14 protein-coding genes are annotated in these 13904 nt (G+C 61.4%); 8 read left to right on the plus strand and 6 right to left on the minus strand.

What is annotated here, in order from left to right; translation table 11 throughout:
- Positions 1–355: 355 nt before the first annotated feature.
- Both ABIB44_RS19105 and ABIB44_RS19110 read right to left on the minus strand, forming a co-directional pair.
- Positions 356–1258, minus strand: coding sequence for an MBL fold metallo-hydrolase (locus ABIB44_RS19105; protein ID WP_354586280.1), 903 nt, complete (start codon positions 1256–1258; stop codon positions 356–358).
- A 344-nt stretch (positions 1259–1602) separates the two neighbouring features.
- Positions 1603–2145 (minus strand): GNAT family N-acetyltransferase, encoded by a 543-nt coding sequence (locus ABIB44_RS19110; RefSeq protein WP_354586281.1) that lies wholly within the window; start codon positions 2143–2145, stop codon positions 1603–1605.
- A gap of 194 nt (positions 2146–2339) precedes the next feature.
- Here ABIB44_RS19110 and ABIB44_RS19115 point away from each other — a divergent pair, with 194 nt between their 5' ends.
- The 6 genes from ABIB44_RS19115 to ABIB44_RS19140 all read left to right on the plus strand — a co-directional run bounded on the left by ABIB44_RS19115 (position 2340) and on the right by ABIB44_RS19140 (position 10456).
- Positions 2340–3281, plus strand: a complete 942-nt coding sequence (locus ABIB44_RS19115) for a 2-dehydropantoate 2-reductase (protein ID WP_354586282.1) — start codon at positions 2340–2342, stop codon at positions 3279–3281.
- Positions 3282–3613: 332 nt separating this feature from the next.
- Positions 3614–5062, plus strand: a complete 1449-nt coding sequence (locus ABIB44_RS19120; RefSeq protein ID WP_354586283.1) for a 3' terminal RNA ribose 2'-O-methyltransferase Hen1 — start codon at positions 3614–3616, stop codon at positions 5060–5062.
- Positions 5063–5210: 148 nt separating this feature from the next.
- The gene (locus ABIB44_RS19125) at positions 5211–7829 is read left to right on the plus strand and encodes a polynucleotide kinase-phosphatase (protein WP_354586284.1); all 2619 of its coding nucleotides are present in this window, start codon (positions 5211–5213) and stop codon (positions 7827–7829) included.
- A gap of 29 nt (positions 7830–7858) precedes the next feature.
- Entirely contained in the window at positions 7859–8629 is a 771-nt protein-coding gene (locus ABIB44_RS19130) for a nucleotidyltransferase domain-containing protein (RefSeq protein WP_354586285.1), read from the plus strand.
- Positions 8630–8736: 107 nt separating this feature from the next.
- Entirely contained in the window at positions 8737–9819 is a 1083-nt protein-coding gene (locus tag ABIB44_RS19135; protein WP_354586286.1) for a DNA polymerase beta superfamily protein, read from the plus strand.
- A gap of 43 nt (positions 9820–9862) precedes the next feature.
- The gene (locus tag ABIB44_RS19140) at positions 9863–10456 is read left to right on the plus strand and encodes a Fic/DOC family protein (protein WP_354586287.1); all 594 of its coding nucleotides are present in this window, start codon (positions 9863–9865) and stop codon (positions 10454–10456) included.
- Here the strand turns inward: ABIB44_RS19140 and ABIB44_RS19145 are convergent.
- From ABIB44_RS19145 to ABIB44_RS19160, 4 genes are all read right to left on the minus strand, one after another.
- Positions 10425–10601, minus strand: coding sequence for a hypothetical protein (locus tag ABIB44_RS19145; RefSeq protein WP_354586288.1), 177 nt, complete (start codon positions 10599–10601; stop codon positions 10425–10427). The two genes, ABIB44_RS19140 and ABIB44_RS19145, sit on opposite strands and share 32 nt — an antisense overlap.
- Positions 10602–10739: 138 nt before the next feature.
- Positions 10740–11348 (minus strand): recombinase family protein, encoded by a 609-nt coding sequence (locus tag ABIB44_RS19150; RefSeq protein ID WP_502916505.1) that lies wholly within the window; start codon positions 11346–11348, stop codon positions 10740–10742.
- 154 nt (positions 11349–11502) lie between these two features.
- Positions 11503–11760, minus strand: coding sequence for a DUF7660 family protein (locus tag ABIB44_RS19155; protein WP_354586289.1), 258 nt, complete (start codon positions 11758–11760; stop codon positions 11503–11505).
- A gap of 113 nt (positions 11761–11873) precedes the next feature.
- Entirely contained in the window at positions 11874–12179 is a 306-nt protein-coding gene (locus ABIB44_RS19160; RefSeq protein ID WP_354586290.1) for a hypothetical protein, read from the minus strand.
- 235 nt (positions 12180–12414) lie between these two features.
- On the opposite strand from ABIB44_RS19160, the gene ABIB44_RS19165 reads away from it, so the two are divergent.
- Together ABIB44_RS19165 and ABIB44_RS19170 are read left to right on the plus strand one after the other, a co-directional pair.
- Positions 12415–12861 carry a hypothetical protein gene (locus tag ABIB44_RS19165; protein ID WP_354586291.1) on the plus strand — a complete coding sequence of 149 codons (447 nt, stop codon included), beginning with the start codon at positions 12415–12417 and terminating at the stop codon, positions 12859–12861.
- Positions 12862–13006: 145 nt separating this feature from the next.
- Complete coding sequence (locus ABIB44_RS19170; protein WP_354586292.1) at positions 13007–13570, plus strand: Riean_0653 family protein; 564 nt, start codon at positions 13007–13009, stop codon at positions 13568–13570.
- Positions 13571–13904 lie beyond the last annotated feature (334 nt).

Here is a 13904-nt window from a genome sequence, read left to right on the forward strand (position 1 = left end):
GTCCATTCAGTGCAGCGTTAAAATTGTCGACGCCATCTAGGTATTATAGCTGTTCTTGACACTTTTGAGAATGCCTCCACGCAAAAGCAGGATTGCCAGCAGCATGGTCAACTAGCCAGCTTTAGATATGATTTCCCACTCGTGTCTAGTGCTTTGGCTTCAACAATTCACGCCTTTTTAATCCCTGGAGTAACATCAGCACCATAGATTTCCGCCCTCTTCCAGCAAGTATTACCTTGGCTAGCTTCCCTCAACGCACATCGCCTCGCTCTTTCCTGCTGACGACCTACTTGGTTCGAGCGCCTGCTGGAGTGGGTGAGGCATCGGTTGTAGGACCGCTGAGAGAAAACGTTGGTTAATTTGCACCGCTCAGTTCTTCGTAGGCCGCCTGCAGGCTCCGGGCAATGCCGTCGCCCTGCCACTCGGTTACGCCCGGCACGGCCGTGGCCTTTACCACTTCTTCTTTGGATTTGCCAGCCTTTATTTCGCTGCCCACAAACTCCAGCAGTTTCTCGAGGTAATCCTGAAAGGCTTTGATGTCTTCCTTCGTGCCCGTGATTTTTTCGGGGTCGAACGCGTGGCCAAACACAAAAATAGTGTTGTTGTCAAACGTTTTCAGCGTTTGGTCCAGCCCGGCTATCCAGCTTTGCACGTTGGCACCGGCACCCCGGTCCACGAAGGGGTAGCGGCGGTTGAACACCAAGTCGCCCATATGGGCCACGTTGGCGTGCTCAAAGTGAACGACGACGTCGCCGTTGGTGTGGCCCGGCCCAAAATGATAGGCCCGCAGGCGTTCGGCCCCCACTTTTTGCTTCCAGCCCGCGGTAAACGTCACGTCCGGGTACAATTGCTGGTCTTCGGTTTTCGCTTTTTCGGCCACCGTTCGCTGGTTTTTCAGCGAATTTTCGTGGGCCACGACGTGACCCACCAGGCCTTTGAAGGCGATGTTGCCGGCGGAGTGGTCGCCGTGGTGGTGCGTGTTGAGCAGGAGGTGGAAGGGTTGGTCGCGCGTTTTCTTCAGGGCGTCGACCAGGTGCTGCGCCTGCGCGGGAAATTGCGCATCGACCACGACCCAGCCCTCTTTGGTGGGCAGGTAGGCGATGGTGCCGCCTTTTTCGGTGAACACGCCCACGCCATCCCGGACGGTTTTCATTTTGTACGGTTCGTCCGCCAGTAGGCGGGCGAACAAGGGGTGGTTGACGACCGACGCGGCGCCGATGCCGAGGGCCGTGCGTTGCACAAACTGTCTGCGATTCATGAAAGGGGATTGACGGCGGATGGGGCAATGAATTTTTAGCTCACGAAAGGTACTGCCCAGCGGCTCCTTTCTTTATACCCTCCTTTTGCCATTCCGACCGTGGCTGTTGCAGAACTCGTGGAGCGAACGTTTTCCGCCGTTCTCCTGGGGCAGCAACTCCTTAAACAAGCCCGTAGAGCCTCGTTTTCAAGCCTGAACCTTGCTGGTTGCTCGGCATTGCGTGAACTTGAAGAGTTCTGCAACAGCCAGTACCGTTTTAATGAGCCTAAAGAAGGTGCTTTCCTAGGCAGTAGGTCGTTTCTTAATTGCTCGCTTTTGAAACGTCTCTACCAACATCGGCCTTCTCAAACGGGTACGCCATCGGTTTTTAGGATGGCAAAGAAGTAATTGTCTACCCAAGCACCTCGAATAGGCAGGACTTGCCTTTTGCGGCCTTCCCGAGTCATGCCGGCCTTTTCCAGCACGCGCACCGAGGCTAGGTTTTCGACCGCACACCCGGCCTCGATGCGGTGCAGCTGCAGGCGGTCAAATCCAAAGTTGAGCAGCGCCGTTAGCGCTTCGGTTGTCAGTCCCTGTCCCCAATACGTGGGCAACAACTTGTACCAGACTTCCGCATTCTTAAAGGTTGCCTTGCCGAGGTTCAACGCAATCAACCCGACAAATTCATGGTCTTTGGTCCTTTGCACGGCCAAAACATAGGCGATTCGCGGGGTTGCTTCCCGTTGCGCCAGCCAGCCAGTCAATAAGTGCTCAGTTGCTGCCACTGTCTCGGGAATGCCCAGAGTGTTGAATTCATCAACTTCGGGCAAGGAATGCAGGCGGTGCACCGCCGCTAGGTCAGCCGGCGATAACTCCCGCAGTAGCAGGTGGGTGGTGTGAAGTTCCATTTTCTTGACGTCAACGAAGAGGACTTAGGGTAAGGTAGCACGCAAACGAATTTTTCTCCTTCAACTCAACAGCGCGCCTTTGCCGTTTCAACCGTTTTTGTAGACTACAAATGATGTTTCTATGAACCGGAAGTCTGTAGGTTTGTGCTGTGGAGGCGGTGATAAAGGCCCTTTTTTTATTTGAGTTTGATAAGATGCGGGTAGCAGTATTTGGTACGGGCGCGGTGGGGGCCTACTTCGGCGGGCGGCTCGCCGAGGCAGGCGAGGACGTGACGTTTATTGCCCGCGGGGAGAACCTGCTGGCCTTACGTGCCCACGGGCTGCGCGTGGCCAGCATCGCCGGCGACTTTCACCTGCCGACGGTGCGGGCCACGGATGACCCCGCGCTGGCAGGCCCCGTGGACGTCGTATTGGTGGGCGTGAAGGCGGGCCAGGTCGCCGGGATTGCCCCGCTGCTGCGGCCGTTGTTGGGGCCCCACACAGTGGTGCTGCCGTTGCAAAACGGGGTGGAGGCCGCGGAACACCTGGCCGCCGCCCTCGGGCCGCAGCGGGTGCTGCTGGGCCTGTGCCGCATCATTGTGCAGCAAGTCGGGCCCGGGGCGTTTCGCCACAGCGGCGTGGCACCCGCTTTGGCTTTTGGCGCGTTGGACGCCCGCCTGCCCATGGCCTTGGGTCCCTTGCGACACGCGTTTCGGCGGGCGGGCATTGGGGTGGAAGAGCCGGCGGATTTACGGGTGGCGCTCTGGGAGAAATTTCTCTTTGTGGCCCCGTTCGGCACGGTGGGGGCCGCGGCTCGCGTGCCGATGGGCGAGTTGTTGGCCGTGCCTGAAAGCCGGGCGCTGCTGCGCGCGTGCGTCATCGAATTAGCCGCCCTGGCCCGGGCGGGCGGCGTGGCCCTTCCGGCCGATGCAGTCGACGGAGTCTGGAAACGCTACGAGCAAACACCGGTCGCGGGAACGACCTCCATGCAGCGCGACCTGCTGGCCGGACGGCCCTCGGAGCTGCAAGCCCAGACCGGGGCGGTGGTTCGACTGGGCCAGACGCACCGGGTGCCGACCCCCGTGCACGACATCCTGTATGCCGTACTCTGGCCACAGGAAATCGCGGCGACTCGTCTTAACGCCGCTCCGCACTAAATGGCAACCCGCAGCGTGAACGGCACCGACAGTCAATTTATGTAACCCTTGTTAAGTCCTCTCGCGGCTTGCGCAGTTCAGTATTTGGCTCGTTTTAGCAAACCACTAGGCTGGCAGATGCAATGTTCCGCTAGGGAGCGAGAGGAGGGCGCTTATGCCGTTTCCTAGTTTAAGAAACTCGTCTACGATTCAACGTTTACGAAACGCGCCGAGGGGATGAGTTTTGTAAACTCCGCAGCTGACTGAAAAAGGGCAGTGTATCAGTCGTGCTTCTGGTCCCAAATACCCTCGACGGCGTTACTTTCGGCTTCGCGTCTGATTATCGCTGCACTATGCTCCTGACCCTTACTACCACATTTTACCCCGCGACCGACCTCGGGTACCTGCTGCACAAGAACCCGGCCCGCCTGCAAAGCGTGGAGGTAGCCGGCGGCCAGGCCCACGTCTTTTACCCCGAAGCTACGGCGGAGCGCTGCACCGCGGCCCTGCTGCTCGACCTCGACCCCGTGGGCCTGGTGCGCGGCCGGGGCGGCGCGTCCGGCGAAGGATTTGCGCTGGAGCAATACGTGAACGACCGGCCCTACGTGGCCTCGTCCTTCCTGAGCGCGGCGCTGAGCAAGGCATTCGGCACGGCCATGAACGGCACGTGCAAGGACCGGCCGAACCTGCCCGCCCAGGCCCTGCCGCTGGAAGTGAAGGTGGCCGTGGTCTCCGCGCCCGGCCCGGACTGGCCGCGCCGCCTGTTCGAGCCCTTGGGCTACGAGGTGGACATTGAAACCACGCCGCTCGACCCCACGGTACCGGAATGGGGCGACAGCCGCTACTACACCCTGCACCTGCGCCACGAGGGCCTGCGCCTGCAGGACGTGCTCACCCACCTCTACGTGCTGCTGCCGGTGCTCGACAACGACAAGCATTACTACATCGGCGAGAACGAGGCGGAGAAGCTGCTGCACCGCGGGGGCGACTGGTTGCCGCAACACCCCGAGCGGGGCTTTATTACGCGGCGGTACCTGCGCTACCTGGCCGGCATCGTGAACCCCACGCTGCTGCGGCTGATGGAAGGCGACGAAGTGGAAGAAGCCCCACTGGAAGCGGTGGCAGCCGAGGAAACCAATAAAGACGTGACGCCAGCTGCGGACCCGTCGGCGGCGGTGGAAAGCGCCGAGCCGAAGCTGTCGCTGCACGACCAACGGCTGCAGCAGGTAGCCCACGAAATCTACCAGCTCGGGCCAACGCGCGTGCTGGACCTGGGCTGCGGCGAGGGCAAGCTCTTGCGCTTGCTGTTGCGCCAACACAAGATTGAATTCATCCGGGGCATGGACGTGTCCCATCAGGCCCTGAGCCGAGCGGCGCAACGGCTGCACCTGGACGAGATGCCCCCGCGCCAACGCGCCCGTATCGAGCTGGTTCAGGGGTCGCTGCTGTACAAAGACGACCGGTTAAGCGGGTTTGATGCCGCGGCATTGGTGGAAGTAATCGAGCACCTCGACGAAAACCGGCTGGCGGCACTCGAGGCCGTGGTGTTCGGGCAGGCCCGGCCGGCGCACGTCTTTGTAACCACGCCCAACGCGGACTACAACCAACTGTTTAACAAACTTAACGCCGGCGACTTCCGCCACGACGACCACCGCTTCGAATGGACCCGCGCCGAGTTTGCCACCTGGGCCGCGGGCGTAGCGGAACGGCACGGGTACCGGGTGCGGGTAGTAGCGATGGGCGAGGAAGTGGAGAACATGGGGCCACCGTCGCAGATGGCCGTGTTTGGGCCACTTAGCTAGTTCTTGCCGGGGCCCCACGCCCTTTTATTCACTGCCTCCCAACGGGTGGGTTTTAACGCACCAAAGGTGCTGAAAAACCACTCCCGGCCCGTGCGCTAAAACAGCGAGGAGACGTTTTATTATTTAATCTGCCTGCACCGCTTTCCCAATGCCCCACGATACCCTCAAGCTCCCCGAACTCTCCCTCATTCTTCTCATCGGCAGCACGGGTGCGGGCAAGTCCACGTTTGCCCGGCGCTTGTTCAAGCCCACAGAAATCGTGTCGTCGGATGCCTGCCGGGGACTAGTAGCCGACGACGAAAACGACCAATCGGCTAGCAAAGACGCTTTTGAGTTGCTGCACTTCTTGGTGGCCAAGCGCCTGAAGCGCGGGCTGCTCACGGTGGTCGACGCCACCAACGTGCAGGCCGAAGGGCGAAAGCCGCTGGTGGCCCTGGCCCGGCAGTACCACGTGCTACCCGTGGCTATTGTGCTCGACGTGCCCGAAGGCGTGGCCCACGAGCGCAACGCGCTGCGGCCCGACCGCAAGCACATGGGGCCGCACGTGGTGGCCCGGCACCGCCAGGAGCTGCGCAAAAGCCTGCGCAACCTCAAGCAGGAAGGGTTTCGGCACATTCACCACCTGCGCGGCGTGGAGGAAATCGACGGGGTGCAGAGCATCGTGCGCGACCTGCTCTATAACAACCGCAAGGAAGAAACCGGGCCGTTCGACATCATCGGCGACGTGCACGGCTGCTACGACGAGCTGCTGACGCTGCTCGGACAATTGGACTACCGCGTGGAAGCCGAGCCCGTGGCGGACGACCGGGACCTGGGGGTGCGGGTAACGCCTCCCGAAGGGCGGCGGGCCGTGTTCTTGGGCGATTTGGTGGACCGCGGGCCCGCCTCGCCGCAGGTGCTGCGCCTGGTGATGAGTATGGTCAAAGACGGCAGCGCGCTCTGCGTGCCCGGCAACCACGACATCAAGCTGCTGCGCCACCTCAACGGCAAGAAAGTGACCGTGAACCACGGGCTGGGCGAAACACTCGCGCAAATGGAATTGGAGCCGGCCGCGTTTGGCGGGCAGGTGCGGCAGTTCCTCGACGGGCTGGTGAGCCACTACGTGCTCGATGGCGGCAAGCTGGTGGTGGCCCACGCGGGCCTGACCGAGGAGATGCAGGGCCGCGGCTCGGGGGCGGTGCGGGCCTTTGCGCTATTTGGTGAGAGCACCGGCGAGATTGACGAGTTCGGCCTGCCCGTGCGCTACGAGTGGGCCCGTGAATACCGGGGCCGGGCGATGGTCGCGTTCGGCCATACGCCCGTGCCGGACCCGGAGTGGCTCAATAACACCATCGACCTCGACACCGGCTGCGTGTTTGGCGGGCGGCTCACGGCGCTGCGCTACCCCGAACGGGAGCTGGTGACGGTGCCCGCGGCGCGGGTATACTGCGAACCGGCGCGCCCGCTCAACTACCGGGCCGCCGCGCTGCTGGCGGAGGGCACTGCCGGCGAAGGCGAGCTGACCATGCAGCAGCAGGACGACGACCTGCTCGACATCCGCGACGTGACGGGCAAGCAGTTCATCGAAACCCGCCTCATGCGCGGGGTGACCATTCGCGAGGAGAACGCCGTGGCCGCTCTGGAGGTGATGTCGCGCTTTGCCCTGCACCCCAAGTGGCTGCTGTACCTTCCCCCCACCATGTCGCCCACCGAAACCTCGGAGCTGCTCGACCTGCTGGAGCACCCGGCCGAAGCCCTGGCCTACTACCAGCAACTGGGCGTGGAGCGAGTGGTGTGCGAGGAAAAGCACATGGGCAGCCGCGTGGTGGTGGTACTGGGCCGGGACGAGGAAGCCATCCGCCGGCGGCTCGGGCTGGTGGGCGAAGGCATCGGCAAGTGCTACACCCGCACCGGCCGCAACTTCTTCACCGACCCGGAACTGGAAACCGCGTTTCTGGCCCGGCTGCGCGATGCGCTGACCACGGCCGGCTTTTGGGAGAAATTCGGGACGGATTGGGTGTGCTTGGATGCCGAACTGCTGCCCTGGTCGGCCAAGGCGCAGGAGCTGGTGAAAAACCAGTACGCCGCCGTGGCGGCGGCCGCGGGCGCCGCGCTGCCCCAAGTAGAAGCGGTGCTCACGGAAGCGGCCGCCCGCGACCTGGACGGGGCGGAGGCCCTGCTGGCCCGCACGGTGGCGCGCCGCGAGGCCGCGGGCCACTACGCCGACGCCTACCGCCACTACTGCTGGCCGGTGCACTCCTTGGACGACCTGAAGCTGGCGCCTTTCCACCTGCTGGCCACAGAAGGCAAGACGTATTTCGACCGCGACCACGCCTGGCACATGGAAACGCTGCGCACGCTTGCCCTGGCCGACCCCGGCCTGCTCCGGGCCACGCCCTACCGGGTGGTGCCCTTGGCCGACCCGGCCGAGGTAGAAGCCACCATCCAGTGGTGGACCGAGCTAACGGCGGCCGGCGGCGAGGGCATGGTCGTGAAGCCTTACGACTTTGTGAGCACCACCCGCAAGGGGCTGCTGCAGCCGGCGCTCAAGTGCCGGGGGCGCGAGTACCTGCGCATCATCTACGGCCCCGACTACTTGCTACCGGGCAACCTCGAACGGCTCAAGCAGCGCAACGTGAAGACCAAGCGCAACCTGGCCCTGCGGGAATTCGCGTTGGGGGTGGAAGGCTTGGAGCGGTTCGTGGCCGGGCAGCCGCTGCGCAAGGTGCACCAGTGCGTGTTCGGAGTGCTGGCGCTGGAGAGCGAAGCCGTGGACCCACGCTTGTAGCACATCAACGTAAAATCCGTCCTCGTTCTATGGTTGCCCGCATCTCCGCCGCGCTCGTTGCCCTCGAAGCCACCCACGGCATCCGCATTCTCTACGCCTGCGAGTCGGGCAGCCGGGCCTGGGGGTTCCCTTCGCCGGATTCGGACTACGACGTGCGGTTCATCTACTGCCACCCCGCGGACTGGTACCTGACGCTGGACGAGGGGCGCGACACGCTGGACTTTCCGGTGGACGCCGAATTGGACTTGGCCGGCTGGGAACTGCGCAAGGCCCTGCGGTTACTGCGCGGGTCGAATGCGGCGCTGTTCGAGTGGTTGCAGTCGCCGGTGGTGTACCACGAGGCGCTGCATTTCCGAGCGCAGCTAGCACCACTGCTGCCGGCCACATTCAATCTCAAAGCCGGGCTGCACCACTATTTGGGGCAGCTGCGGCGCGGCGTAGAGGAGGACTTGGTGGGTGAGGACGTGCGCTTGAAGCGACTGTTCTACGCCCTGCGCTCGGCACTGGCCGCGCGCTGGATTCGGGAGCGGCAGACGGTGCCCCCAATGGAGTTTGCCCCGCTGCGGATGCTGTTGCCTCCGCCCTTGGAGGCCAAAGTGGACGAGCTGTTGCAGCGCAAGGCCGGGGCGAACGAAAAAACGATGGTGACCCGGCCGGAAGAGTTAACGGCGTTTCTGCGGGACGAGCTGGTGGCGGGTCAGGTGGCGCGGGAGTCGTTGCCAGTTATCCGGGCCGGCAGCACGGCAAGCGAGCTGGATGCCCTGTTTCGGACATGGCTGCACGTGGCTTTCCCGAGGTAGCGTGGCCACTGGGTTTGCTGGCTCGGGGTAGTGTTTAACGCCCGGCGGACCAACGGTGCTGGGTAGTGTAGCGGGACGCGGACTTAAAGTCCGCGCTACATTCGCTTATGACCATTGCCGACCTGCGCGAGCAGCACCTGATACTCTTCGAAGCCGTGAGCGGCAGCCGGGCCTACGGCACCAACCTGCCGCATTCGGATACCGACCTCAAAGGCGTGTTTGTATTGCCGGAACACCAGTTTTTGGGGTTGGACTACGTGCCGCAGGTGGCCAACGAGACCAACGACGAGGTGTTTTACGAGCTGCGCCGCTTCGTCGAGCTGCTGTTGAAGAACAACCCCACGGTGCTGGAGCTACTGGGCACGCCGGCCGACTGCGTGGTGTACCAACACCCGCTGTTTGCGCATTTTCAGGCCGGGGACTTCCTCTCCAAGCTCTGCCGCCAAAGCTTTGCCGAGTACGCGGTGGCGCAAATCCGCAAGGCCAAGGGGTTGAATAAGAAAATCAACCACCCCGAGCCGCCGGCCCGCAAGTCGGTGCTGGATTTTTGCTACGTGACTGCCGGCGCCGGAGCGCAGCCTGTGGCTACCTGGCTGGACCGGAAAAATGTGGCTGCGGCGCAGTGCGGCCTGGTCAACGTACCCCACCTGGTGGATTTGTACGCCCTGTTCGTAGACACCACGCCCGAACGCGCCCACGGCTACCGCGGGCTGGTACGCGACTCGGACACGTCGCAGGACGTGCTGCTTTCGGCCGTGCCCAAGGGCGAGGCACCGGTGGCCTACCTCTCCTTCAACCGCAACGGCTACAGCACCTACTGCCGCGTGTTCCGCGAATACTGGGAGTGGGTGGAGAAGCGCAGCGGCGAGCGGTACGCCAACACCGTGCAGCACGGCAAGAACTACGACGCCAAGAACATGCTGCACGTGTTCCGGCTCCTGCAAATGGCGCTGGAAATTGCTGAAACCGGTCAGCTGCACGTGCGCCGGCCCAACCGGGAGTACCTGCTGCAAATCCGCCGCGGGGAGTTTGAGTACGAGGAACTGGTGGCCAAAGCGGAGGAATTGGTTACGCGGGTAGAGGCGGCCTTTGCGGCCTCTGCGTTACCGGATGCCCCCAACAAGGAGCAGTCCGAACACTTGTTGGTGCGGGTACGCAAGGCTTTCTATCAACTGGCCGCTTCGCAGTAAACTAAGCGTCTCTTGGCTTAGGTGAACCGGTTACCTTTGGCGCATGGGGCATTACACCGACGCACCGGAAGACAATTTGCTCGGCTTGACCGACAAGGCGGCCTTAAACGAACAGGAAGCGCTGGGCGTGGCCCGGGTCGAACGCTACCTGCTCGAAGAGTTCGACTACCCGGTCGAACCATCGGTCGGGCTCTTGCAGGACCTGCACCGGCGCGCCTTTGGCCACGTGTACGACTGGGCCGGGCACTGGCGCACGCAAGTGCCCAACGTGGGCGCGTACCTGCCGCCCCCGGCCCACCGCGTGCCGCAGCTGCTCTACGAATTCATCGACGAGCTGCGCCACCGGCAGGCCCTGCTGCCGGAGGTGCCCACGGCCGAGCAGGTAGCGGCCTTGTTGGCCTACGCGCACCACCGGCTGGTGGCCATTCACCCCTACGCCAATGGCAACGGCCGGACCGCGCGCTTGTTCACCAACCTGCTGGCCTACAATTACGGCTACCAGGACGTCGTCTTGTACCACCGCGAGAACGGCACCGGGCGGACCGAATATTTACATGCCATCCGCCACGCGGATGCCTACGACCCGGGTCCGTTGCAGGCGCTCATTAGCGCCCAGCTGCGCCCGCTGGAGGCGTAGGGCCCATCTGCTCGTAGAGCGCGTCCAAGCGGTCCAGCGAAACGGTCTGGTTCTCCAGCGCCATCGAGGCATAAACCGAGCGCACGACCATGGCCTTGACCACGGCGGGGTCCTGCAGCTGACGGAAGCGGTCGCGGAGTTTCATGGCAAAAGGGGAGAATGCTCCCAGTAGAAGCCCAAAGGTACGGGCGAAGTTCCGCCGCGGCGCGTCTGCCCAGCACGGCCGCTATTCTCCGCCTACGATGCGGAGAATAGTGGCCCTAATCGCCGCAGCCCGGGCGGCTCACACAGGCGCCACGGGACTGGGCAAGGGCTGGGCGTGCAGGGCCACGCCGCGGTGGTGCAGGTACTTGTAAAAGGTGGCCTTGCAGATGCGCAGACTCCGGGCCATGTCATCGACGCTCAGCTCCCGGGCTTTGTAGAGCAACTCGGCGGCGCGGGCTGTGCGCTGGGCTTCGGCCGAGAGGCCGGGTTTGCGCCCGCCGACGCGGCCCCGGGCCCGGGCGGCGGCCAACCCGGCCAGGGTGCGCTCGCGGATGAGTTCGCGCTCGAACTCGGCGAGCGAGGCAAACAGGTTGAGCACGAGCCGCCCTTGGGCCGAGTGGGTGTTGATGGCGTCGGTCAGCGAAATCAAGCCGATGTCCCGGCGCTGCAGGTCGGCAACTAGGTCGAGCAGGTGTTTGAGCGAACGACCCAGCCGGTCGAGCTTGTAGATAAAGACCGTGTCGCCCGTGCGCACCTGCACGAGGAGCTTGTCGAGTTCGACCCGGGCTGCCAGGGCGCCGGAGGCTTTCTCTTGGTAGATAAGCTCGCAGCCGGCCTGGGTCAAGGCATCGAGCTGCAGTGCTAAATTCTGGTCGCGGGTCGAGACACGGGCGTAGCCAATTTTCATGCGGAGGAGTTTAAGAAACTCATCTCTTAACGGCATTTCGTAAACTTTGATTAGTAGACGAGTTTCTTAAACTCGACAACGTCACGAAAGTTCTTTCAAAAGCCTTTGCAGAACTTGTGAGCTGTCTAGTTTAGTGGTTTGCTAAAACGAGTGGTTATTCATACACTCGTGCGGCTCGCAGAATATCTGCAAAAACTTGCCATTGCACGTTTTCTGGCGTCGGCTGGCCTGTATTGGCGTAATAGCCATCCATGTCAGCCGTCCACGCTTGAATCGCTTCCAGATAATCAGCAAGGGTACCGTTTTCCCACTGGGTGCCGCCCTCGCGTAAGTCTTTTCGAAGTACTTCCAGAAAGGCCAAAAACTCCTGGCGCGTTTTGATGGGCGGCAAGCCACTGACTTTATCTGACATGGGAAAGGATTGTTGGCAGCCGGGGTAAGCAAGTAGCAAATGATAAGTTTACTTGAACGGTGGCAAGGTAGACGCGCTACGTTCAAAAATAGGAGCGTTTGGGAGACGGTAAATTAGGTGTCTTTGGATGAGCTACTTCCTTTTTCAATAAGCTTAAAAATTGGCAGGAAAATGCTTAATGCAATTCCATAGACCACGAGCAACATCACGGCCTGCCCTGCCATGGCCCAAAATGTTCCACCCCCGTATCCCAGTGCAAACCCTAAAAAGTAACCTGGCCCCAAAAAATCATCTAATGCCCCGCCTAGGCGAAAAATCCCATCGCCTCCGTTAGAAGCCAACAACTGCAAGGTCCCAGCACCGACGTATAGGACTGATACGACCAAAGAAACCCCATTTGCCTGTTGCACAACTTTCATTGACAGCTATTGTAAGGACGAGCGGAACGGACTAACGAGTGTACTATATAGCTCATTCCATTGGTAACATCGGTTTACTGAAAGGGTAGTGGCTTAAACGCACTTTGTTCAGAATTACGAGCGTTTGAGTCATCAATTCCGCTCTGGTTTGCCGCCCGTGTTTGACAGCTTGTTTGGTGCAAGTCGTCGCCCCTATCTTGCCGGTCGATGCGTTCTTAAACCTTTCCTTGCCCTGATGCGGTCACCTGCCCTGTTTTTGTTATTGCTGTTCGCCCTAGGCGCCTGTAAACATACCGGCCCGACCCCTTCGACGCCCACCGCCTTGCTGACGGCGCACCCGTGGCACGTGGTCGCCCTAACGACCACAACAGGGGGGCGAACGACGGACCGTTACGCAGACATTCCTTCCTGTAGCCGCGACAACCGCCTCCAGTTTTACACCGACCACCGGCTCGTTACCGACGAGGGGGCAAGCCGCTGCGCCGCGACCGACCCACAGCAACAGACGGGGCAATGGCAGTGGGCGGCGGGAGAAACGCAATTGACCGGGGCTGTCCCCTATTTGCCCTATTTGCTGGCCAGCACACTGACCGTCCGTGAGCTATCGCCGTCGAGCTTGCGGTTGCGTTACCAAGAAACCAATTCCCCAGACTTTGCCGATTTAACCTTTGAGGCCGACTAAATGCTGAAGTCCTTCCGGTGGCACTTTAAGTAGGATGCTACGTACTGTCGCTTTTTTGTGTTCAGGAAAACAGTACTCGGGTGAACGCGCTTGGTTCAGAATTACGAGCCAATAAATGAAAGCACCTGCGGCGCTACCTTCCACTATGCTTGGCAAACTCCTGCTTTACCTGTCTTTATTGTCGTTGACGCAATGCAGCAAATGCAAGCTGGACAACCCCACGCCGCTGCCCCCGAAAGACCCACTCAGCGTGCTCCCTGCCGAAACGCAGACCGGGGCCAACACCTTTGGGTGCTTGGTCAATGGCAACGCTTATGCGACGATTTCGCCCATTAAGTGCCGGGGGGACTGGCAAGGCGCCCGTGCACTGGGCATCAGTGGGGGTGCCAATGCCGGGGCCGTGTTCGGAAAAGAGTTGGTCTCCATCGGCTTGCTATTGAATGGAAAATTAGAAAGCGGGCAACTGTTTGATTTGGTTCCGTTCAAGCAGCCGTTAGCACCCAGTCTCAACCAGTTTGCGGCCAATGCGGTAGCCGGTAGCAAACCCTGCGTTTACGAAGGGAACTACATCAAAACGGGCAAAGTGGAATTGCTGAAGTTCGATGGATTGGCCCGCATCGCGGCTGGCCGGTTTGCCTTCACCCTGTACGAGCCTGGCGGCTGTGACACGTTGCGCGTGACCAACGGCCGATTTGACGTTAAATTTTAACGGCCCCGACCTCCGCCGCGGCGTTCATCTAAAGGGTCCGAAGGTAAACCTGCCCCGTTTGGTGAAAGGAGCAATTTTATAAATGTCGCGCCGTTTTCGACCGATAAGTAAACACGTTCAATCCCTATGCATCCGACGTCAACTGCTTCCCCACTGGCACGATGGCTGTTGCGGTGTGCTTCGGTATCAACTGCATACGTCTTGGTGTGCGCCGCTTTTGGCTACTGGTACTACCTGATTTATGGGCAGTGGCCTCGTGGGGATTCGCGCCCTACCGTGCAGGAAGTACATTTTCCGGTGCTCGAAGCTGCGGTATTGTGCCTGTTGATGGCCC

The sequence above is a fragment of the Hymenobacter sp. UYCo722 genome, assembly GCF_040547115.1.
In the GTDB taxonomy this organism is placed as follows: Bacteria; Bacteroidota; Bacteroidia; order Cytophagales; family Hymenobacteraceae; genus Hymenobacter.